The organism is Roseibium sp. RKSG952, from assembly GCF_009711355.1.
On sequence record NZ_SMMF01000924.1, the window covers coordinates 19,091 to 41,573 of the forward strand.

At 61.4% G+C, this 22,483-nt stretch carries 22 protein-coding genes; 8 read left to right on the forward strand and 14 right to left on the reverse strand.

What is annotated here, in order from left to right; translation table 11 throughout:
* Positions 1–4 precede the first annotated feature (4 nt).
* From bchY to pufC, 8 genes are all read left to right on the forward strand, one after another.
* Positions 5–1,534, forward strand: a complete 1,530-nt coding sequence (gene bchY / locus E1297_RS22530; RefSeq protein ID WP_155142485.1) for a chlorophyllide a reductase subunit Y — start codon at positions 5–7, stop codon at positions 1,532–1,534.
* Positions 1,528–2,985 carry a chlorophyllide a reductase subunit Z gene (gene bchZ, locus E1297_RS22535; protein ID WP_155142487.1) on the forward strand — a complete coding sequence of 486 codons (1,458 nt, stop codon included), beginning with the start codon at positions 1,528–1,530 and terminating at the stop codon, positions 2,983–2,985. The genes bchY and bchZ overlap by 7 nt, the downstream gene beginning before the upstream one ends.
* Positions 2,986–3,022: 37 nt before the next feature.
* Positions 3,023–3,247, forward strand: coding sequence for a hypothetical protein (locus tag E1297_RS22540; RefSeq protein ID WP_155142489.1), 225 nt, complete (start codon positions 3,023–3,025; stop codon positions 3,245–3,247).
* Positions 3,248–3,367: 120 nt separating this feature from the next.
* Positions 3,368–3,589 carry a light-harvesting antenna LH1, beta subunit gene (pufB, locus tag E1297_RS22545; protein WP_155142491.1) on the forward strand — a complete coding sequence of 74 codons (222 nt, stop codon included), beginning with the start codon at positions 3,368–3,370 and terminating at the stop codon, positions 3,587–3,589.
* A gap of 12 nt (positions 3,590–3,601) precedes the next feature.
* The gene (pufA, locus tag E1297_RS22550; RefSeq protein ID WP_155142493.1) at positions 3,602–3,742 is read left to right on the forward strand and encodes a light-harvesting antenna LH1, alpha subunit; all 141 of its coding nucleotides are present in this window, start codon (positions 3,602–3,604) and stop codon (positions 3,740–3,742) included.
* Between the two features lie 175 nt (positions 3,743–3,917).
* Positions 3,918–4,772, forward strand: coding sequence for a photosynthetic reaction center subunit L (gene pufL / locus E1297_RS22555; protein WP_155142495.1), 855 nt, complete (start codon positions 3,918–3,920; stop codon positions 4,770–4,772).
* Positions 4,773–4,776: 4 nt separating this feature from the next.
* Positions 4,777–5,757: a photosynthetic reaction center subunit M gene (gene pufM / locus E1297_RS22560; protein ID WP_155142497.1), complete on the forward strand. Its 981-nt coding sequence runs from the start codon at positions 4,777–4,779 to the stop codon at positions 5,755–5,757.
* Positions 5,754–6,914, forward strand: coding sequence for a photosynthetic reaction center cytochrome PufC (pufC, locus tag E1297_RS22565; RefSeq protein WP_155142499.1), 1,161 nt, complete (start codon positions 5,754–5,756; stop codon positions 6,912–6,914). The genes pufM and pufC overlap by 4 nt, the downstream gene beginning before the upstream one ends.
* A 461-nt stretch (positions 6,915–7,375) precedes the next feature.
* Here pufC and idi read toward each other — a convergent pair whose 3' ends face one another.
* Genes idi through bchB form a run of 14 tightly spaced genes read right to left on the reverse strand, consistent with a single transcriptional unit; the run spans position 7,376 to position 22,483 of the window.
* Positions 7,376–7,900 (reverse strand): isopentenyl-diphosphate delta-isomerase, encoded by a 525-nt coding sequence (gene idi, locus E1297_RS22570; RefSeq protein WP_155142501.1) that lies wholly within the window; start codon positions 7,898–7,900, stop codon positions 7,376–7,378.
* Positions 7,897–8,673: a spheroidene monooxygenase gene (locus E1297_RS22575; protein ID WP_155142502.1), complete on the reverse strand. Its 777-nt coding sequence runs from the start codon at positions 8,671–8,673 to the stop codon at positions 7,897–7,899. The genes idi and E1297_RS22575 overlap by 4 nt, the downstream gene beginning before the upstream one ends.
* A 4-nt stretch (positions 8,674–8,677) precedes the next feature.
* Complete coding sequence (gene hemA / locus E1297_RS22580; protein WP_155142504.1) at positions 8,678–9,895, reverse strand: 5-aminolevulinate synthase; 1,218 nt, start codon at positions 9,893–9,895, stop codon at positions 8,678–8,680.
* A 17-nt stretch (positions 9,896–9,912) separates the two neighbouring features.
* On the reverse strand, positions 9,913–10,746 hold the full coding sequence (gene puhE, locus E1297_RS22585) for a putative photosynthetic complex assembly protein PuhE (protein WP_155142506.1): 834 nt from the start codon (positions 10,744–10,746) through the stop codon (positions 9,913–9,915).
* Positions 10,747–10,773: 27 nt separating this feature from the next.
* The gene (gene acsF / locus E1297_RS22590) at positions 10,774–11,862 is read right to left on the reverse strand and encodes a magnesium-protoporphyrin IX monomethyl ester (oxidative) cyclase (RefSeq protein ID WP_155142508.1); all 1,089 of its coding nucleotides are present in this window, start codon (positions 11,860–11,862) and stop codon (positions 10,774–10,776) included.
* A complete protein-coding gene (locus E1297_RS22595; protein WP_155142510.1) occupies positions 11,859–12,164 on the reverse strand; it encodes a hypothetical protein in 306 nt (101 codons plus the stop codon). Before E1297_RS22595 ends, acsF begins: the two co-directional genes overlap by 4 nt.
* Entirely contained in the window at positions 12,161–12,655 is a 495-nt protein-coding gene (gene puhC, locus E1297_RS22600; RefSeq protein ID WP_155142512.1) for a photosynthetic complex assembly protein PuhC, read from the reverse strand. The genes E1297_RS22595 and puhC overlap by 4 nt, the downstream gene beginning before the upstream one ends.
* A 5-nt stretch (positions 12,656–12,660) precedes the next feature.
* Positions 12,661–13,326, reverse strand: a complete 666-nt coding sequence (puhB, locus tag E1297_RS22605) for a photosynthetic complex putative assembly protein PuhB (protein WP_244327855.1) — start codon at positions 13,324–13,326, stop codon at positions 12,661–12,663.
* A complete protein-coding gene (gene puhA / locus E1297_RS22610; protein ID WP_155142514.1) occupies positions 13,323–14,120 on the reverse strand; it encodes a photosynthetic reaction center subunit H in 798 nt (265 codons plus the stop codon). The genes puhB and puhA overlap by 4 nt, the downstream gene beginning before the upstream one ends.
* 27 nt (positions 14,121–14,147) lie before the next feature.
* On the reverse strand, positions 14,148–15,590 hold the full coding sequence (locus tag E1297_RS22615) for a BCD family MFS transporter (protein WP_155142516.1): 1,443 nt from the start codon (positions 15,588–15,590) through the stop codon (positions 14,148–14,150).
* Complete coding sequence (gene bchM / locus E1297_RS22620) at positions 15,587–16,288, reverse strand: magnesium protoporphyrin IX methyltransferase (RefSeq protein WP_155142518.1); 702 nt, start codon at positions 16,286–16,288, stop codon at positions 15,587–15,589. Before bchM ends, E1297_RS22615 begins: the two co-directional genes overlap by 4 nt.
* A gap of 9 nt (positions 16,289–16,297) precedes the next feature.
* Positions 16,298–17,233, reverse strand: a complete 936-nt coding sequence (bchL, locus tag E1297_RS22625; protein WP_155142520.1) for a ferredoxin:protochlorophyllide reductase (ATP-dependent) iron-sulfur ATP-binding protein — start codon at positions 17,231–17,233, stop codon at positions 16,298–16,300.
* The gene (locus tag E1297_RS22630) at positions 17,230–20,943 is read right to left on the reverse strand and encodes a magnesium chelatase subunit H (protein ID WP_155142522.1); all 3,714 of its coding nucleotides are present in this window, start codon (positions 20,941–20,943) and stop codon (positions 17,230–17,232) included. The genes bchL and E1297_RS22630 overlap by 4 nt, the downstream gene beginning before the upstream one ends.
* Entirely contained in the window at positions 20,918–22,483 is a 1,566-nt protein-coding gene (bchB, locus tag E1297_RS22635) for a ferredoxin:protochlorophyllide reductase (ATP-dependent) subunit B (protein WP_155142524.1), read from the reverse strand. Before bchB ends, E1297_RS22630 begins: the two co-directional genes overlap by 26 nt.

Consider the following 22,483-nt stretch of genomic DNA (forward strand, 5'->3'; position numbering starts at 1 on the left):
GAGGATGGACCGCGCCCCCGACACAGTTCCCGAACAAGCCGCAGCCCAGGATGGGGCTGCCGGATGCCATGCGGGCGCTGAAAAGCTGAAGGCTGCGGCCATGGCCTCCGGCAAGGGCGAGGTGCTCAACGCTCTCGAACGTGACTATCCGGTTGGTCCCCACGATCAGCCGCAATCCATGTGCCCGGCCTTCGGATCGCTCCGGGTCGGCCTGCGCATGCGCCGGGTCGGCACGATCCTGTCCGGGTCTGCATGCTGTGTCTATGGCCTGACCTTCACATCCCATTTTTATGGCGCGCGGCGCTCGGTCGGCTATGTGCCGTTCAATTCCGAAACACTGGTTACCGGCAAGCTCTACGAAGACATCCGCGACGCGGTCCACCTGATGGCCGATCCGGCCAAGTATGACGCAATTGTCGTCACGAACCTGTGTGTGCCAACCGCTTCCGGCATTCCCCTGCAAATGCTGCCGCGGGAAATCGACGGCGTGCGTATTGTCGGCATCGACGTGCCGGGTTTCGGCGTGCCCACCCATGCCGAAGCCAAGGATGTTCTGTCGGGCGCCATGCTGGCCTATGCCAGACAGGAAGCGGAGACTGGCCCGGTCCTGCCGCCGCGTGGCCAGACCGAAGACCGGCCCACCATCACGCTACTGGGGGAAATGTTCCCGGCCGATCCGATGATCATCGGAAAGCTGCTGGAACCGCTCGGTCTTGCCTGCGGCCCGGTTGTGCCGGTGCGCGAATGGCGCGAGCTTTATTCCGCGCTTGACTGTGCAGCCGTTGCCGCCATTCATCCGTTCTACACCGCATCCATCCGCGAATTCCGCGCCGCCGGCCGGTCTGTGATCGGTTCCGCCCCGGTCGGGGCCGAGGGCACGGACCAGTGGCTTGACGCTATCGGCACCGTCTGCAACGTGGCGCGCCCGCGGATTGACGGCACACGCAACGCCATGCGCGCAGCCATATCGCAGGCCCTGAGCGCTCATCCGATACGGGGACGGATCACCCTGTCCGGCTATGAAGGTTCGGAACTTCTCGTCGGGCGGCTCTTGGCCGAAAGCGGTGCGGATCTCAGATATGTCGGCACGGCCTGCCCCGCGACACCCTTTTCGGACCGTGATGCGGAGTGGCTCAGGGCGAGAGGCGTTCACGTCCAGTTCCGCGCCTCGCTGGAACAGGACATCGCCGCCTTTGAGGAATTTAAGCCGGACCTTGCCATCGGCACCACACCGGTGGTCCAGCATGCCAAGGAGCGTGCCACCCCGGCGCTTTATTTCACCAACCTGATTTCCGCCCGGCCGCTGATGGGGCCCGCAGGGGCCGGATCGCTTGCAGGGGTGATCAACGCAGCGCTTGCCAACAAGGGCCGCTTTGACGAAATGCATGCCTTTTTCGAGGGCGCCGGCACGGGTGACAAGGCCGGGATCTGGCAAGACACACCGGAAGATCTCGGCGCCGTCCGCAAACGCCACGCCAAGGCCAGCCACACCTCGCGCAATGCCGTCGACAACGGGGAGGCTGTGGGATGCTGATCATCGACCACGACCGGGCCGGCGGCTATTGGGGATCGGTTTATGCCTTTACCGCGATCAAGGGCCTGCAGGTGATCATCGACGGGCCTGTCGGTTGCGAAAACCTGCCGGTGACCTCGGTCCTGCACTACACCGACGCCCTCCCCCCGCATGAATTGCCCATTGTCGTCACCGGCCTGTCGGAGGACGAACTTGGCCAGCATGGCACGGAACATGCCATGAAACGGGCGCGCAAGGCGTTGGACCCGGACCTGCCGGCCGTCGTCGTCACCGGCTCCATCGCCGAGATGATCGGCGGCGGGGTGACCCCGGAAGGCGCAAACATCCAGCGATTCCTGCCGCGTACCATCGACGAAGACCAATGGCAATCGGCCGACCGCGCGCTGAAATGGCTCTGGACAGAGTTCGGACCGCGCAAGGGCAAGGTGAAGGCGCCAAAGCCCCGCAAGCCCGGGGACAGACCGAAGGTCAACATCATCGGCCCGATCTACGGCACCTTCAACATGCCCTCCGACCTCGCCGAAATCCGCCGTCTGATCGAGGGGATCGGGGCAGAGGTCCACATGACCTTCCCGCTCGGCAGCAACCTGAACGCCGTGCCACGGCTGGCAGAGGCTGAAGTGAATGTCTGCCTCTACCGGGAATTCGGCCGCCTGTTGTGTGAATGCCTCGACCGGCCCTACCTGCAGGCCCCGATCGGACTGCATTCGACCACCGCGTTCCTGCGCAAGCTCGGCGACCTTCTGGGGCTTGATCCCGAACCCTTCATCGAGCGCGAGCGCCACACGACCTTGAAGCCGCTTTGGGACCTGTGGCGCTCGGTGACACAGGACTTTTTCGGCACGGCAAGCTTTGCTGTCGTTGCCTCGGAAACCTATGAGCGCGGTATCCGGCACTTTCTGGAAGACGATCTCGGTATGCCCTGTGCCTTTTCGGTGCAGCGCCGGGCCGGTGTAAAGCCGGACAATGAAACGATCCGGCGCCAGATCGGCGACAGCAAACCGATGATCATGTTCGGCTCTTACAATGAACGGCTGTACCTTGCCGAAACCGGCACGCGTGCAGCCTATATCCCGGTTTCCTTTCCCGGTGCCATCATCCGCCGGCACACCGGCACGCCGGTGATGGGCTATTCGGGCGCGGTCTGGCTGACCCAGGAATATTGCAACGCACTGTTTGACGCGCTGTTCCACATCCTGCCGCTGTCGAGCGACATGGACCGTGTCGAGGCGACACCGGCGCGCGGACGCCTGGAAATGAGCTGGCAGGACGCCGCCGCCAAACACCTGGAAGACCTTGTTTCGAAAGAACCGGTCCTTGTGCGCATCTCCGCAGCCAAGCGCCTGCGTGATGCGTCCGAGGCCACAGCCCGAACCAACGGGCGGGACGTTGTGATGATGGAGGATGTCAGGGCCGCCCGCACGGGTTTGACAGCCGGATCGGCTGCCTGACGGGCCGGGCGTACCCGGCAAAGCATGGAGGAAGCACATGCGAAACGCGAGAGCAAGACACAAGGGCCGGATCGACGGCTGGCAGGACCGGGCCGAATACCGCCTGCTGGTCGCCCTGTCCTTCATCCTGTGCCTCGGCATGGTGACCGCGCAACGGACGGTGACCCTGGTCAAGGGACAAAGACCGGCAACCGGTCAAGGACTGATTTCAGAAGCATGGGCCGCAGCCCATGCCACCGCGGGCTACGCATTCATCATCTAGCCCGTGGCGAAAGGATCGTTGGCCGCAAGGCCGGCGAGACCGCCGAAAGACCGCTTCACGGCGGTCCGGAGGCGACCCGGCTGCGGGGGGCCGCAGCGTTTGCGACTAGGAGGTATTTTTATGTCCAGTCCAAATTCCGTCTCGCTCAGCGGCATGTCCGAGGGCGAGGCGCAGGAGTTCCACAAGTACTATCTCCAGGGCATGTTCCTGTTTGTGGCGATTGCGGTCGTCGCACACTTGCTGGTCTGGTTTTGGCGCCCGTGGATTCCGGGACCGCAGGGCTATGCGTCTCTTGAAGACGTTGGCCAGACGGTCACGGCGCTCCTTCCAACACTCGCGTAAGGGAGAAGCACAATGTGGAGAATCTGGATGATTTTCGACCCGCGCAAGACGCTGGTCGTCCAGGGCGTTTTCCTCTTCTCGCTGGCAGTTCTGATTCATCTCGTCCTGCTCAGCACGGAACGCTTCAACTGGCTCGTCGGAGCCCCGGTCTAACCGGCAAGGACCGGTCGCGGAGGCACGGCATGGCCGGGCACCTGCGGCGGGTCAACGAGTGGACACCAAGGTTGCGGGCGGAGCAGGCCTGCCTGCCCGCAGCCATCCCGGACCAGACACGACGAAAAGTCACAACGACCAGCAAGCCGGTTCACCGCAATCGGAGGAATGAACGATGGCGCTCTTGAGCTTCGAAAGAAAATACCGTGTCCGCGGCGGCACTCTGATTGGCGGCGATCTGTTCGATTTCTGGATCGGTCCGTTCTATCTCGGCTTCTTCGGAATGATGACCATCTTTTTTGCCGCCCTCGGCACCGCCCTGATCCTTTACGGCGCCGCGATCGGTCCAACCTGGAACATCTGGCGCATTTCGATCAATCCGCCCGATCTCAGCTATGGGCTGGCTCTGGCACCGCTTGCGGAAGGCGGGCTCTGGCAAATCATAACCGTGTGCGCAATCGGGGCTTTCGGATCCTGGGCGCTCCGGGAGGTCGAAATCTGCCGCAAGCTCGGCATCGGCTATCATGTTCCAGTGGCCTTTGGCGTTGCCATCTTCGCATATGTCACGCTGGTGGTGATCCGCCCGGTCCTGCTCGGGGCATGGGGGCATGGCTTTCCATACGGGATTTTCAGCCACCTCGATTGGGTGTCGAATGTCGGCTACCAGTATCTGCACTTCCACTACAATCCGGCGCATATGCTGGCGGTGACCTTCTTCTTCACCACGACACTGGCGCTTTCCCTTCATGGCGGGTTGATCCTGTCGGCCGCAAACCCGGGCAACACCGACGACTTCCCGCCGAAAAAGGCTGAAGTCAAGGTGCCCGAATACGAAGACACCTTTTTCCGCGACACCATTGGCTATTCGGTCGGCACGCTCGGCATTCACCGGCTCGGACTGTTGCTGGCCTTGAATGCCGGCTTCTGGAGCGCGGTCTGCATCGTGATCAGCGGCCCGTTCTGGAATCAGGGCTGGCCGGAATGGTGGAGCTGGTGGCTCGATCTGCCGATCTGGAACCGGGGGGGATAAAACCATGGAATACCAGAACATCTTCACCCAGATCCAGGTTCGCGGGCCACTCGAGGCAGGCATCGCCTTGCCAAAGGGTAACGATGAACGCACCGGCAAGCCCTTTTTCAACTGGATCGCAGGCTGGTTCGGCAACGCGCAAATCGGCCCGATTTATCTCGGTTTTCTCGGCACGGCCTCTTTGCTGGCCGGAGCGGTCTGGTTTGTCATCACCGGGCTGAATATGCTCGCCTCGATCGGCTGGAACCCGATCCAGTTCGTCCGGCAACTGTTCTGGCTCGCCCTTGAGCCGCCGCCCGCGAAATACGGCTTGTCCGTCTTCGTGCCTCTCAATGAAGGCGGATGGTACCTGATCGCCAGCCTGTTCCTGCTGGTGTCCGTGCTGCTTTGGTGGCTTAGGGTCTATACACGCGCCCGCCAGCTTCAGCTTGGAACCCATGTGGCCTGGGCCTTTGCATCCGCCATCTGGCTGTTTCTGGTGCTCGGCCTGTTCCGGCCGATCCTGATGGGCAGCTGGGCGGAGGCCGTGCCTTACGGCATCTTTCCGCATCTGGACTGGACCGCAGCGCTGTCGATCCGCTACGGCAATCTCTACTACAATCCCTTCCACTGCCTGTCGATCGTGTTCCTCTATGGCTCGGTGCTGCTGTTTGCCATGCATGGCGGAACAATTCTGGCCGTTACCCGGTATGGCGGCGAGCGGGAGCTGGAACAGATCACCGACCGCGGCACGGCCTCCGAACGCGCTGCCCTGTTCTGGCGCTGGACCATGGGCTTCAACGCGACGATGGAATCGATTCACCGCTGGGCCTGGTGGTTTGCAGTTCTTACGACACTTACAGGCGGCATCGGCATCCTGCTGACCGGAACCGTGGTCGAGAACTGGTACCTGTGGGGCATCAAGCACGGCATCGTCGCGCCCACCCCGATCCCGGAATCCTGGGGCACTGTCGTCGATCCGGCACTGGGAGGATCGGGACAATGAAACTCGGAACCACCTTCGCAGCCAGCGCTGCGGTGATTTTCGCCCTCATTCTCCTTCTGGCGCCAGACTGGGATTTGCCACCGGTTGAGTCCGAACAGATCGGCTACCGGGGCACCGGTATGGTCCTGAACAAGGATGTCGAAAAGCAGAAGGAATTGCGTATTGCCAACGAAGTTCCGGCCCCCCCGTGGGAGCCGGACCCCGAAGGCGACAAGGCGGGGGATATCTACGAGAACGTCCAGGTTCTGGGTGATCTCTCGGATGACCAGTTCAACCAGTTCATGGCCTCGATCACCGAATGGGTGGCTCCCGAACAGGGTTGCGCCTATTGCCACAACGAGGAAAACTTTGCGCTTGATGATGTCTATCAGAAGGTCGTGTCCCGGCGCATGATCCAGATGAACCAGGCAGTCAACGCGAACTGGAAGGACCACGTCGCGGATGTCGGGGTCACTTGCTACACCTGCCACCGGGGCCAGCCGGTCCCAAAGAATGTCTGGTGGTTCGACAATTGGCCCAAACCGGCCGGCGGCGATCTCGGATACCGGGACGGTCAGGATGTGGTCGCGCGCTTTGCAGGTCTGACCTCTTTGCCGCAAAATGCACTTGCCTACTACCTTCTTGGCGACCGCAATATCAATGTCCATGGCAACACGGTTCTGCCGACCGGAAAGGAAACCGCCACAACCCGTGACACGGAAGCAACCTGGGCCCTGATGATCCACATGTCGGAGAGCCTCGGGGCGAATTGCACGACCTGCCACAATTCGCGCGCCTTCAACGAATGGGACCCAAGCCCGCCCCAGCGCGTGACGGCGTGGTACGGCATTCGCATGACCCGGGCCCTGAACAAGGACTATATGGTCGGTCTGACACCGGTCTTCCCGGAGAACCGGTTGGGGCCTGAAGGCGATGTGCTGAAGATCGGGTGCTCGACCTGCCACAACGGCGTTCAAAAGCCGCTTTATGGCGTGTCCATGCTGAAGGACTATCTCGCTGCTCTCGGTCAAACCACGAATACGGGTGTGCCCGACTACACCACCTACAAGCCGGGTGAGACGCAGAAACTCGAACCCGCCGCACCCGCAGCTTCAAGCACATCCTCTTCTGTAAACGAAAACGGCGCTGCCAAAACACAAGTGGTGTCAGCGGATTGACACCTCATCGGGTCCCGCTTCCGGGGCCCTGCCCCTTGCCTTGCAAGGACGCTGATGCCTGGAGCCAACGCAATTCTTGATGGTTCCGGTCAAGGTCTTTGAAGGCAACCTTGCCCGCAGCACCTTGCCAGACGGCTTCGGCGGTCTGGCATTTTTTTTGACAAGCCCGCGTCTGGCGGACCACGGCTGCAGATGATTTCGGAGGCAGATATCCCTGCATACTGCCCGCTGCGCGGCAGAACACAGCATTTCTCTCCAAAATCATTCGTGAGCGCTGGAAATGATGTGTTCACGGAACGCCTTTGAAGGCGGTCTTTGCCTTGAAAGGCTTCCGGGCCGCTTCGTCATAAGGAATTGTTTGTCAAGGGCCTTTGACCGTCAAGCGGCGCGTTCCGCGTCGATTTCAAAAGCCACACCATGCAGAGGTCTATTCAAACCGATGTATAAGGCGGCCTTGGATCTCAGAATGCCAGTTCGGGAAACCGTTCGACATAGATACGTAGCCAGGGCGTGAAAGCCCCGGGAGCCGCCGCGATCTCGGCCCGCAGCTGATCCGGCCGCAGCCATCTAGTCACCGAGACCTCCTCCGGATCGGGATGGAGATCCAGTTCGTGCCGGTTCACCGATGCGGTGAACATAGTGACCTTTTCGTGCTCGTGCAGCCCCTCACCGACATCTGCCGAATATTCGACGACGCGTTTTTCCGTGAGAGGCACGGTAAATCCAAGCTCTTCCTTCAACCGGCGCTCGGCACAGGTCTTGAGATCCTCGTTCCAGTAGGGATGGCTGCAGCAGGTATTCGCCCAAAGCCCGCCGCAATGGTATTTTGACGCCGCCCGTTTCTGGATCAGGAGCGCATCGTCATCGAATACAAACACCGAGACCGCCAGGTGAAACAGCGCATCGCGATGGGCCTGCAGCTTCTCGACCGGAAACAGCGATCCGTCCGCAGCGATCGCCGGAATGATAATCGGTTGATGGGTCATTGGACCGGTGTTTCCCGGGTATGATTGTGTTGATCCCGCAAGGAGGCGGCGCGGTTTGCCGCTGCCGAAAGCGAAGAAAATGGTATGCGCTCGGCTCCCGGCCATGCGCCGACCATGTCCATCAGGTTGAACCGGGCAAAGCAGGATTCGGCAAACCAGTTCTCCGCATAGGCCTTGCGGGCGGCAACACCATGATTGGGCGTATCCAGTGAAAAGCGCTGCATCGCGTCCTCATCGGTCCAAATGCTGAAGGTGACCTGACGCACCCACGGAAGCTCCCCGGTTCCGATCATGAAACACTGAGCCGCATCCCGTTCCGCCTGATCGGAAATCGCCGAGACATGGCGCCAGAAGGAAAAGGCACATTCCGGCCGGATGGTCGCTCGGGTCAGCGCGACGACGGGCGTGTGCTGGACCCTTCGCCCGTCTGCAACAGGGACTTGATACCCGTCCCAGGAACCTCGTGCCGAAACCGGCTCCAGAAAGAAGGTCATGAACCGTCCGGCCTGTTCCAGATACCGCTGATGCACAGGCGCGTTTTCCAGCGCGTTCCTGGCCTCGTTGACGCCCGGCCAAACACCGAAAAAGGTAAACGTTCCGAAATCCGGCCTTGCGGAAAAGCCCGCTCCCGCTCCTGTTCCCATCAACTTGAAGAATTCAAGCCCCGGGATCCGCCGGAACTGGCGTTTGGCCACGGCCATTTGACCAAGGGCCCAAGCTTTGGCGCGCGTCGTTTCAAACCCGAAAAGCGTGAAGGAAACGACGCGGCTCATCGCGTCAGGCGACGGCCCGCGCCAGTGCGCATTGCGACCACAGATCGCACAGCGCGCCGGCAAGGTGCCGTATGTCATCGTCGGTGTGGAACGGGGTCGGCGTGATCCGCAGACGCTCGCTGCCAACCGGAACGGTCGGGTAGTTGATCGGCTGAACGTAGATGCCATAGGTGTCCAGCAGGATATCGGAGATCCATTTGCACTTCTTGGCATCCCCGACCATGACAGGAACGATATGGCTGGGGTTCCACATGTGGGGAATCCCGCGCTGGTCCAAAGCCTTGCGAACCTTGGCAACGGCCGCCTGATGCGCGTCGCGCTCGGCAGAACTTTCTTTCAAATGCCGGATCGATGTGGCTGCACCTGCGGCCAGTGCCGGCGGCAGGGCGGTCGTGAAGATAAAGCCGCTTGCGAAAGACCGTACAAAATCGACGATGGTTCTTGAGCCCGTAATGTAGCCGCCCATGACACCGAAAGCCTTGCCCAATGTGCCTTCGATAATGGTCACACGGTCCATCAGGCCCTCGCGTTCTGCCACACCGCCGCCGCGCGGACCGTAGATCCCGACGGCATGGACCTCATCAAGATAGGTGATCGCGTTGAACCGGTCGGCAACATCGCAGATCTCCTTGATCGGTGCGATATCGCCATCCATGGAATAAACGCTCTCGAAGGCCACCATCTTTGGCGCGTCCGGATCATCGGCCGCCATCAGCCTTGCGAGATCCTGCGGATCATTGTGCTTGAAAATCCGCTTTTCGCAGCGGGCGTGGCGAATGCCTTCAATCATCGAGGCGTGGTTCAAGGCGTCGGAATAGACGATCATGCCCGGCACTTGGGACGCCAGGGTCCCCAGAGCCGCCCAGTTCGACACATAGCCGGAGGTGAAAATCAGCGCGGCTTCCTTGGCATGAAGATCCGCCAATTCGTTCTCAAGCAGGACGTGATAGTGGTTGGTGCCGGAAATGTTGCGGGTGCCGCCTGCCCCTGCACCGCATTTGCCGATGACATCCTGCATGGCCGAAACCACTTTGTCGTGCTGGCCCATGCCGAGATAATCATTGGAACACCAAACGGTCACTTCCTCGGTGTCGCCATCCGGACGGTATCTTGTGGCGCGCGGAAACGCCCCTGCCTTGCGCTCCAGATCAGCAAATACGCGGTAATTGCCGTTGTCGTGGAGCTTTTCCAGGCGCCCCTCAAGATATGCGTTCAGATCCATCTGACGGTTCCTTTCGCCTACGCCCCGGCCGTTTTCGGACAGGAGTCTTCTGGTTTTTCCGGCGGTTTCGCCGTTCTTATATCGTTGTCCGGCCTTGCGGGACAAAGCCGGGCGGCCCAATGCCACAATACGCTGTCACGCACCGGCAGGACCAAAAACAAGTGCTCGATCAGTGCCAACCCGGCAAATGCCGACAAAAGGCTCCACATCACGCGGACATCGTCGGACAATGCCAAAAAAGCGGCCCCAGCCAAAGTCAGTAGTATAACGGTGCAAGCCGTTAAGGAAATCCAGAAAACCCGGCTGAGACGATCGGTCCGAAAATACGTTTCCAGATAAGAAAGTCGATGCGGCAAAAGATCATTCACTGCATGCGGGGCGCCCAGAAATATGTTGACCTTCGTACTCAGGCGCATGCCCCATAACAAAAGAAATGTCCAAAGTCCCGTTTTATTGGCCGCATCCGCCAACAAAAACACCAGAAGCAGCGCGGTTGCAGCCAGTGCATATTCATGATCGCGCACCGCCCTGAAGGCAGCCCGGAACCGGCTTCGCTCCCTGGGCACGTGATCCAGCCCCACCCGGCGCGGACCGGTAATGACGCCAAGAAGAAATGCCGTTTCATGCCAGGCCCAGACGGCAAGTGCGGCGAAAAAGGCAAGATATGTGCCTTGAACCGTCTGCTGGTCCGCCGTTCCCATGAGAACCGCGACACCGCCCAGCGCCAGAACCGACACGATCGCCATGGACATGCCCGCCCGGTGCCCGCCCTGCCGGGCCAAAATCAAAACTGCCCCGGTGGCAAACCACCAGACCAGAATTGCAACGCCAACGGCAATCAAACCAGACATGGGCTCAAGGCTCCTGATTTCAACCGGTCACCAGACCGGATGCAGACGGCTGGTCGCGGGAATTTGGTTCGGCTTGCCCGGCAGCATGTAAAGCCGCAGGAAACAGGCCCCCGCGCGCAGCATATGCGCCCTCTTGGCAACCCAGCCGCCAATGCCGCCGCGCGCGTCTGCCCGGCCAATCGCCTGATTGATCCGCTCCAGCTTCCTGAAGCCGACAATCAGTTTCGGATTATCGAGATCAAGCTCAACCGGAAACACCTGACGGGAAATCTCTGAGGTCAGGCGGAAAACACGCATGTCATAGTCGTCGATCTCAATGCCCAGCGCCTTGTGAAAGGCGGGTCTTGCATGATCGCGCACATACATGGTCGCAAACACCGCCAGCAGGAAAAACTTGATCCAGTAGGTGTTCCATCCGCTGATCAGCTTGGTGTCCGAGCGCATGATGAGTGAAAACGCCTCGCCATGGCGGAACTCGTCATTGCACCACTCGCGGAACCACTTGAAAATCGGATGAAACCGGTTTTCGGGATGTTTTTCGAGATGCCGGTAAATGGTGATGTAGCGGGCGTATCCGATCTTCTCCGACAAATAAGTGGCATAATAGATGAATTTCGGCCTGAAGAAGGTGTATTTCTTGGCCTTGGCGAGAAAACCCATATTGACGCCGATGCCGAAATCCTTGAGCGCATCATTGATGAAGCCGGCATGACGCGACTCGTCCCGGCTCATGAAGCCGAACAGCTCGCAGATTTCCCTGTTTTTGCCCCGGCGCTTCATTTCCTTGTAAAGGACGCAGCCCGAGAACTCCGCCGTCAGCGAGGAGACCAGAAAGTCGACAAGCTCCGCGCGCAGATCATCCGGCAAGCCGTCGATATCGATGTCCTCCCAATCGGCATTGCGCTTGAAATGCCCCTTGTTGGGATCGGCCCGCATCTCGGCGATCAGCGCGTCCCACTCCTCGCGCACGCCGGAGACATCGATCCGGTCCATTTCGTCGAAATCGGTGGTGTAGAACCGCGGATTGAGCATGGTGGATTCAAGTGCGGCGCGGGTCGTGTCATTGACCGGCCGGGCGTCCTTTTCGATCGACGCCGTATCGAGTGCCTTGTTCATGCCCTTGCCCTTTCCGAAAACGAGAATTCGCACAGTTCCATGAATTCAAGATCGCCGGTGGCCCGGGTCCAGGCGCGCTCGACACCGGATGCCCGCGTGATCACGGCAGTCCGGCGGAACGATCCCGTCTCGCCGTAGGGCAGCTCGACCGGCGCGCCCTCCACAATGACTTCGTCGCCCGGATGCACAACGACGCCACCGTCAAAACGCAGATGCGCGCCGAGTGCCTCCCAGGTGTTGTTGATCTCGATCGTACAGGGAACGGTCTCCCTGCGACGGAACAATACCGACAGCATGCTCATGACCTGTCTCCTTCCCCCGGCCCCAGCAGCGCAGCAAAGGCGGCTGCGTTGTCCGGACCGAATGCATTCAAGTAAATCCGCTCGCCACTGATCGTGTCGGACAGGGAAATGATGCCGTTTTCCCAGCGGATCAGGCGATAGGGCGCATCAGCTGCCGCCTGCTCGACAAGCCGCAAACGGGCAAGCGCCCTTAAAGACCCGCGAACAAATCCGCCATCCTCGACAGCGAAGGTCCGGATCAGGTCGCCGGTGCGTGCATCATGAACGAGGACCGGTTCGGAGACCTTCCCCGTTATGACGATATCGCGGATAGCGGTCGGCTGGCCGAATGTGTCGCGCACCGTTCCGATATCGGTGAGGGTTCCGAAGACGGTCGCCAAGACCGCAAGCCCGATCAACCCGAAGGCTGCATAAAGCGGAATGACCGGAAAGCGGATCGGACGCCGTTTGCTTTTGGCGTCAAGACTGCCGAAGGATCGCCGATGCGCCATGAGATCTACTCCGCTGCCACTTGTGTTGCCGTATCGGCCGCCTCAACGCCGGATGCGGCCAGTACCGGCGACCGGCTTGAAGCCATCGCCAGCTGGCCTGCGAGAATACGGGCGGGTGCCGCCACATCCTTGAGGCAAATCAGCTGGGGCATGGTGTTCCCGGCGTGCCAGCCCCTGACATGCGGCCAGAACACGACGAAGGACAGCCGGTGACCGGGCTTCATCTGCAGGCTGATATCACCGCGCCCTTGATCATCCTTGCGCATGTCAACCGAAAGCATTCTCGCAAAGGGAAGGTTGAAGGTCGCGGACAGGGCCACGCCGATGCGCATGACGATGCGCTTGTTGGTGATCGTGTAAAGGGTTGTTTTCTGGACCCCCCAGGCAAACAGCTCGATCAGTCCGACGGCAATCCCGCTCATGGTCAGGATCGCACCACTGGAAAACGCGATGGCCCAGGGCGACACCCCGTCCAGGAACCCGCTTGCCATGTTCCAGAGAAGAAGCAGGACGAAATACCCGGCAATCCAGCGCGATTTCAAAACCCGCCTGGCCACGAGCCCGCCGTCCGGCGCCCCCTGCCAGAGGATATGCTCGCCCTCCGGCAACCGTGCGGGCAGACCCGGCACAGGCTCCAGATCATGTTCGGGAGTATCGGGATACATGCTCATGCCCAGGGCTCCTGACGTGCCGGGGTCGCATAAAGCAGTCCGGACCCGAAATAGGCCGTGATCTTGTCCTCTTCGAGCAAGGTCACCGAACTGTCGGACTTGGTGCCCGGAACAAGCGCGAACTGCTCGCCGGTGATGGCATGCACATAGAAAATCCGCTCGCCCTCCCGCGTCTTGCGCATGACCGTGAAATTCATCGGCAACAGCACCCGGCGCGAGGCCTCGCCGACCTCGGTTTCCACCTCCAGATAGCGCATCATCTGCTCGGACCGGTCGACCCAGGCGTCGACAACCTTGCCGACCACAATCAGGTCGCACCCGACAACCCGAATGCCCTTCGGATCAATGTCGCCCTCGGCAATCGACCAGTCCTTGTCGATCCGCATGGGCACAATCTTGGCCGCGCCTTCATGGGTCAGATCGACGGTGTCGGAGCGTTCGGCCCAGGACCCCGGCCCGATGGAGGACAGCATCGGATTGTCGGCGGTCGGAACATAGGGCGCGCCTTCAAACGGTGCGATCTTTTCGCCGGGAACAGGCCGGTCTTCATTGTCCCGTTTGCCGTCCGGGAAACTGGCTTCGCCATGGCCGTGCGGTAAGAGAAATGTTTTTGCCGGCGGCACAAACAGCCAGGGATCCTTGTTGTAGGCCCCGCTGCCATCGGATTCGAGCGGATAGCCTTCCCGCCGGTCTTCCAGACGGATGTAGAAGATCAGGATCGCAAAGAACACCCAGAAGACGTAGAGCGTCACCTGAGCGACATCAATGTGCTGGGTTATGGCTCCGATTTCCATGACACTTCTCCCAAGAGTGACCCGGCCTTATCCGGGCAGGTCCGCCAGACCGAATTGAACGGAACCGGTCCGGGCCGCCGGGCGGTGCCGGCTGACCAGCGGTCCGATCGCAACCAGACTTCCGAACAAGAGCGCGATTTCAATGTGATAGACGACGCCGTAGCCTGCGGCCGGAGCGTGGAGCGCAGCCTCCACACCGCCCGCGGGCACGAGCGCATTGACGGCATCGCGGACAAGACCACCGGCCGCCAGCGCCAGCCCGATGGCCGTCGCCTGCACCGCCCCCCAGGCCCCGATGGCAAATCCGTTGTCCGACCTGTCCGCCAGCGCCATCGCCGCAAGCAAGGTACAAACCGCGAACAAACCACCGCCTGCGCCAATCAAGAGCGTGCCTGCCCGGAACAGGTTTGCCGCCTGAAGAGGTTCGGAGAACACGATTGCGGAAAAGCCGCAAACCCCGATCAGAAGCCCGAGCCCGGCAAGCCGGTACATGTTCCAGCCCCGGGCGAGCGCGCGCGCCGCATAGGCAAAGCCGAGCAAGGTCCCGAAGGTCCAGATCGCCGTCAACAGCGTCGTCTGGCTGACAGATAACTTCAACACCTCGCCGCCATAGGGCTCCAGCAACACGTCCTGCATGGCAAAACCGGCCGAGCCCAGCGCCACCGCAACGAGCAGGCGCAAGGTGCCCTTGTCCTGACGGTAGACCCGGAACGCCTCGAGGAAGGACGGGGTTTGGCGGTCAGGCCGGGTGAACTGCGGATTGCGCGGTTCCTGTTTCCAAAGGCAGACAATGTTGATGTAAACCGTTGCAACGGCTGCTCCCTGCACCACCTGGATCAGGGTTTTCGGCGAGAAATCAGACAGCAGCCAGGCGAAAACCAGCGACGCGCCAAGCATGCCGACCAGCAGCATGACATACATCAGCGCCACAACGCGCGGACGGGTCTCTTCGGCGGCAAGATCCGTGGCAAGGGCCAGTCCGGCGGTTTGCGCCATATGCATGCCGAGCCCGGTCAGCAGGAACGCAAGACACGCCCCGGCGGGGCCTGCCCATTCCGGCCCGGTTGTCTGCGACTGCAAAAGAAGCAGGGCAAACGGCATGATCGCCAGACCACCGAACTGCAACAGCGTGCCCATCCAGATGTAAGGCACCCGGCGCCAGCCGAGCAGCGACCGGTAGGTGTCCGACTTGTGACCGATCAGTGCCCGGAACGGCGCGACCAGCAGTGGAATGGCAACAACCAGTGCGACCAGACTGGTCGGCACTCCGAGCTCGACAATCATCACCCTGTTCAAGGTCCCGGTCAGCAACACGGCCGCCATCCCGATCGACCACTGGAACATCGAAAGCCGCATCAAGCGGCCAAGCGGCAGATCCGGCGTCGCCGCATCCGCAAAGGGCAGCGCACGCGGGCCCAGCGTCTGCCAAAAGGCGACCATCCGGCCATTCATGCTGCGCAGCGGGTTCATCGGCGGACGAGCTCCTGCAGTTCGGAAATGTAAAACCCCCGTGCAACCCGATAGGGCGCGCGGGTTTTCCAGCCGTCCAGATCAGGCCGCGCAACAAGCTCGCGCAGTAAATTCTCGGTCCGCACCGGTTCGATCGAGGGGGAGCGGTCGGATTTCGGGAACAGCTGTCCGATGAAATGCATCGCGGCGAGCAAATGCGTGCGCGGTGCCAGTGTGAACACCATCTTGCGCCGGGTGCGCGATGCCAGGGAGGCGATGGCGTTTGCGACATCCGCGCGCGGATAGTGGATCAGCGAATCCATGGCGACAACCGCGTCAAAGTTCCCGCCCCCGGGCGCAAGCATGTCACCAGCCATCAGCGTCAGCGTCCCGCCCCCGGTGACCGGCGGCAAGCCTTCGCGGGCATGGTCGATCATTTGTGCCGACAGATCCACGCCCAGCACATCCGCGCCGCGATTTGCCAGCTCCAGCGCCAACCCGCCGCCGCCGCAACCGGCATCCAGAATGCGCCAGCCGTCAAGGTCATCGGGAAACCGTGACAGGATAGCCGCCCGCATGTCCGCCCGGCCTGCCCGCACCGTCGCGCGGATGCCGCTCACCTTCTCGGTGCTGGTGAGCCGTTTCCAGGCCTCGAGCGCGGTGCGGTCGAAATATGTTTCGATCTCGCTGCGGCGTTTCAGATAGCGGGCCGTTTCCATGGGTCCCCCTCACTCGAAACCGAGGAAATCAAAGATTTCCCGGTCTTTCATCGGTTGCGCCTGCAAGGCTCTAGTGCCGTTCCAAAGCTGTTCGGCAAGCTGGAGATATTCGGCCTGGATCGCCTGAAGCTCCGGCGTGTCGCCCATCTCGAACAGGGTGCTTTTCTTCAGACGGCTCAGGCGGACCGCATCCGCGTCGGGAATATGGGCCAGGCGTTTCAGGCCAATCGCCTCGTTGAAACGGTCGATCTGGTCGGTGTTGCGCGAGCGGTTGGCGATCACGCCCCCAAGCCGGACGTCATAGTTTTTCGACTTGGCGCGGATCGCCGCAACAATCCGGTTCATGGCAAAGATCGAATCGAAATCATTCGCGGCCACGACAAGTGCGCGTTCGGCATGCTGAAGCGGAGAGGCAAAGCCGCCGCACACCACATCGCCCAGAACATCAAAGATCACCACATCGGTGTCTTCCAGAAGGTGGTGCTCTTTCAAAAGCTTGACCGTCTGGCCGACCACATAGCCGCCGCAACCGGTGCCAGCCGGCGGGCCGCCTGCCTCGATGCACTGCACCCCGTTATAGCCCTCGACCATGAAGTCTTCCGGCTGCAGTTCCTCGGAGTGAAAATCCACCTGTTCCAGAACGTCGATCACGGTCGGGATCAGCGACTTGGTGAGCGTAAAAGTGGAATCATGCTTCGGGTCGCAGCCGATCTGGAGTACCCGCTTGCCAAGCTTGGAAAAGGCGACGGAAAGGTTCGACGAGGTGGTCGACTTGCCGATGCCGCCCTTGCCATAAATCGCAAACACCTTGGCCTTGGTGTCTTCCAGCGCCGCATTCAGATGGACCTGAACGCTGCCCTCGCCGTCGCCCGATCCGGACGCCTTGCGGAGCTTCGCGGCCCTGGCGTTGTCTGCTGCGGTTTTCGGATGGGTATAAAGGTTCATGCGGCGGCCTCCACGCCAATGCCTTCGACCCGGTCTTCAAGTTCATCCCCGGCCGCGCGCAGCGCGTCCCAGGTGTCCTCGTCGGGTGTCCAGTAGTTGCGGTCACCGGCCTCGATCAGCCGGTTGACGAGTTTGGCGCTCGCCTTCGGATTGAGCTCGGACAGGCGCTTGCGCATGTCTTCGTCGAGCATGAAAGTCTCGGTCAGGGTCCGGTAAACCCAGGGGTCCACCTGACCTGTTGTTGCCGACCAGCCGAGCGTGTTGGTGACATGGCTTTCGATCTGCCGGACGCCTTCATAACCGTGGTCGAGCATGGCCTCGTACCATTTCGGATTGAGCATCCGGGTCCTTGTTTCGAGCGCAACCTGTTCGCTAAGCGTGCGGACCTTTGCCTGGCCGCAGGTCTGATCACCGACATAAACGGCAACCCGCTTGCCGCCCGCCTTGCGGATTGCGCTCGAGAGCCCCCCCAGCATATCGAAGTAGTGATCAATCGACGTCACCCCGAGTTCGACGGAATCAAGGTTCTGGTAGGCCATGTCGGTGTCCTTGAGCACCGCCTCCAGAAGATCAGCGCGTGCTACCGGCTTGCCGTCGACCCCGTAGGCGAAGCTCTTGCGTTTGGAATAGGTCTCGGCGAGTTCGTCGTCTTCCGCCCAGGCGCCGCTCTCGATCAGCATGTTGACATTCGAGCCATAGGCACCGGACGCATTGGAAAAGACCCGGAGCGCTGCGTCTTGCAGCGAGCAACCGTGTTGGCTGGCATAGGCAAGGGCGTGTGCGCGAACCGGGTTCATCTCTTCAGGCTCATCGGCGCTGGCGGCCTTGAAACAGGCCTCGGCCAGAAGTCGGGTTTGCATCGGCAGGAGGTCGCGGAAGATGCCCGACAGGGTGATCACCAGATCGATGCGCGGCCGCCCGAGGTCCTGCAGCGGGATCAGGTCCGCACCTGAAAGACGCCCGAAACTGTCGAAACGGGGCGCCGCCCCGATCAGCCACAGCGCCTGCCCGATCGGTCCGCCCTCGGACTTGAGATTGTCGGTGCCCCACAAAACCATCGCCATCCGCCGTGGCGGCGCGCCGTGGTCCTTGACATGGCGGTCGATCAAAAGTTCCGCCTGCCGCCTGCCATCGGCAACCGCAAACGCGCTCGGCAGCCGGAACGGATCGAAGCCGTGGAGATTGCGGCCCGTCGGCACGATTGCAGACGAACGGACAATATCCCCGCCACTCACCGGCGGAATGTACTGGCCGTCCAGCGCGTTCAGGAGAGCCGGCAATTCGGGGTCGCTCCGGAGGTCACGGTTGAGCCGGATCAGTTCCTGACCGGCTTCGCCCGGACTTGGCGTCATTTCCTCCCGGCCGGCGGCGATGTGCTCCACCTCCGGTTCGCGAAGACTGTTTTCTCCAAAGGCTTCATTGACGGCCTTCAGAAGGTCCAGCCGCTCCTGATCTGTTGGAGGCTGACCGGCAACATGAAGACCATGCGGGATCAGCGCCGCTTCAAACTCCGCAAGATCGGCGGCAAGCTTCTCGATCCCGCTCTCCGCGTCATCACTCCACACCACCTCTTCAGGCACCAGATCCAGCTGCACGGCCTGCAGGTGCAAGGCTTCGGCAAGACGTGTTTTTTCCGCGCCGCTGTCCGGTGGCAGGCTGCGCCAGCGGTCAAGTGCCGATTTGAGGTCCAGCAACCCCTTGTAAAGACCGGCATGGCCGACCGGCGGGGTCAGGTAGCTCACAAGGGTCGCGGCAGAACGGCGCCGCGCGATAATGCCTTCAGACGGATTGTTTGCCGCATAAAGATAAATGTTCGGCAGGGCGCCGATCAGCCGGTCGGGCCAGCAGTTCTCCGAAAGACCGGTCTGTTTGCCCGGCATGAATTCAAGGGCCCCGTGGGTGCCGAAATGCAGCACCGCGTCGGCGGCAAAGCCGGTTTTCAGGTAGCGGTAGAAGGCGGAAAACGCGTGGGTCGGCGTAAAGCCGCGCTCAAACAGCAGCCGCATCGGATCGCCTTCATAGCCAAAGGCCGGCTGGATCCCGACAAAGACATTCCCGAACCGGCGGCCGAGAACCAGAATGTTGCGGCCATCAGTCTGGACCCGGCCCGGCGCCGGACCCCACTGCGCCTCGATTTCCGCGAGCCAGCGTTCATCGCGCACATGCTCATCGGCCGGGATCCGCGCGGCCACATTGGCGGGCATGCCGTATTTGGACGCATTGCCTTCCAGAACCGCTTGCCGCAAGGCCTCGGCATCGCCGGGCACCTCGACCGTGTACCCGTCGGCTTTAAGAGCTTTCAAGGTGTTGAACAGCGACGCAAAGACATCCAGATGGGCGGCGGTTCCGGTCGCGCCGCCATTGGGCGGAAAATTGTAAAGGACCGCCGCGATTTTCCGGTCGGCCTTGGGCGTGCGGCGCAGCTGCACCAGTTTTGCGACCCTGTCGGCCAGCATGTTGGCGCGCTCGGGATGCGCAACCATGTCCTGCCCCGGATTGCGCTCAGAGCTGGCAGAGCGTCCGCCAAACAGGATCGGGTTGGTGCCGCCGTCAATCTCGGGCAGCGCCATCATGATCGTGGTCTCGACCGGCGTCAGTCCCTGCTCTCCCGCCTCCCATTGTTCCAGGGTCTGGAATTCGGTGGCAAAGGCGGACAGGTAAGGCACGTTCAGACGGCGCAAGGTCTCTTCGGCAGCCGCTGCATCATTATATGCAGGTCCGCCCACGAGCGAGAACCCGGTGAGCGACACGACGCAATCGACTGTGCTGCGGCCATCTTTCAAGAAGTAGGCGTCAACGGCCGGACGGGCATCCAGCCCGCTGGCAAAAACCGGCACGACGTTGAGGCCGCGCGCCTCCAGAGCCCCGATCACCCCATCAAAATGAGCCGCATTTCCGGACAGGATGTAGGACCGCATGACCAGAACACCGACCGACCCGGCATCGGGCTTGACCGGCACGTCCCTTCGGAATTCGATCAGGCTGTCGGTAACTCCGCCCGGAAGTGCGGGATGGTAGAGCCCCGTGTCGGGATAGTGAACCGGGTCCGCAGCCCGCACCCGTTTGCGCAAGATCTTGCGGGGCCCGTCCGCATAGCGTCCGATGAGGTAACGGATCAGGTTTGCGAGGTTGTCATCGGACCCTGCCAAAAGGTATTGCAAGACCAGAAAATAGGCCCGCACATCCTGTGCCTTGCCCGGAATGTATTTGAGGATTTTCGGCAGGCGGCGGAGCATTTTCATCTGCCCCTTTCCGGCCGAACCGGGCTTCGAAGAGCCCTTGCCCCGCAACCGCTTCAGAAACCCGAGCGCACCGCCTGACGGGTGCGACATCGAAAACTCGCCAAGCCTTGTCAGCTTCACCACTTCGGCGGCCGCCAGACAGCCGACCATGCAATCGCAATTTTCCTGCCGTGCCTGCAGCCATGGCAGCACCTTGCGGATGTGGTCTTCGAGAAACAGCATGTTGGCGATGATGATGTCGCCCGTCTCGATGTCATGCCTGCACGAGAGCGCGGCGTCCGCCTCGCCGGTCCAGCCGGCCAGCGCATGCAAGCGGATCTCCAGTCCCGGAATTTCGCGCGCCAAGGTGACCGCCACCCGGTCCATCGCGCTCGCCATGTGATTGTCGAGCGTGAGGATGACGACCTTGACCGGGACCGCGCCCGGTGCGCTGTTGGCGGGCTCACCGCCCGAAATGGGCCTTGGCATCGTAGAGCGTCTCGATTGTGATTGGGTTCACACCGCGTTCGGCGGCAAAACTCTCCGTGTTGCGGCGTGCCTTGCCGCGAACGAAGAACGGGATTTTCCTGAGTTCCTTTTCAGCGCTTTCGGTCCAGTTGATGATATTGGCGAACTTGTCCGTCCCGGCCGGGACCTGATCCGGCTGCTCATGCGGAACCGGTTGGGGCTCATCGGGAGCCACAGCCGCCAGATGGGAGGCGGATGCAGTGTCATTGAATTCGAAATCATCGCGGAACATCTGCAGGAGATGCTCTTCGAGCCCCATCATCAGCGGATGGACCCAGCTGTCGAAAATGACATTCGCGCCCTCCGGTCCCATTTGGGGCGAATAGCGGGCGGGAAAGTCCTGCACATGGACAGGGCTGGATATCACCGCACAGGGCACGCGCAGCCGCTTGGCGATATGCCGCTCCATCTGCGTGCCCAGCACCAGCTCGGGTTGGGCCGCGATGATTGCATCTTCCACGTCAAGATGGTTGTCGGTGACGAGTGCCGTGACGCCATAGCGTTCCGCCGCGGCGCGCACATCCCGCGCCAGTTCCCGGGTGTAGGTTCCAAGACCGCAGACCTTGAAGCCCAGTTCCTCATGGCAGATCCGCGCAGCCGCCACTGCGTGGGTCGCATCGCCGAAGATGAAGACCCGCTTTCCGGTCAGATAGTTGGAATCGATCGACCGCGCATACCAGGACAACCGTTCCGCCACGCGCCCGGCCCCATCGGAGATCCCGGCGCATTTGGCAACAGCCTTGATGAAATCCAAGGTTGCCCCGACCCCGATGGGCGGCAGGGTGACGCTCTCCTGAGCAAATGTCTTCTTGAGCCAGCGCGCCGCCGGGGCTGCGATCTCCGGATAGAGCACCACGTTGAAATCCGCCTCCGGCAACCGGGCGAGATCCTCCGGGCTTGCCCCAAGCGGAGCGACGGCGTTGATCGCGATCCCGAGTTCCTCCAGCAATTTCCGGACTTCCCCGATGTCGTCGCGGTTGCGGAAACCGAGCGATGCCGGACCAAGAATATTGCAAACCGGCTGGTGTTTTTCAGAGCGCACCGGTGCCGCGCCGATCCTTGAAGACGCGCAGGCCCGAACCAGCCGGTAGAAGGTTTCGGCTGCGCCCCAGTTTTCCTTTTTCTGGTAACTGGGCAGTTCCAGCGGCACCACCGGCATCGTCAGATCAAGGGTTTTCGCCAGTCCGCCCGGATCGTCCTGAATGAGTTCGGCAGTACAAGACGCCCCCACGAGCATGACCGAGGGCTTGAACCGTTCTGCTGCCTCCCGGCAGGCGTCCTTGAAGATTTCGGCGGTGTCACCTGAGAGGTCACGCGCCTGAAAGGTCGTGTAGGTGACCGGCGGCCGGGTCTTGCGCCGTTCGATCATGGTGAACAACAGGTCCGCATAGGTGTCACCTTGCGGCGCATGCAGAACCAGATGCACATCGCGCATGGAAGCGGCAATCCGGATCGCGCCGACATGGGGCGGGCCCTCATATGTCCAGGTGGCAAGCTCCAT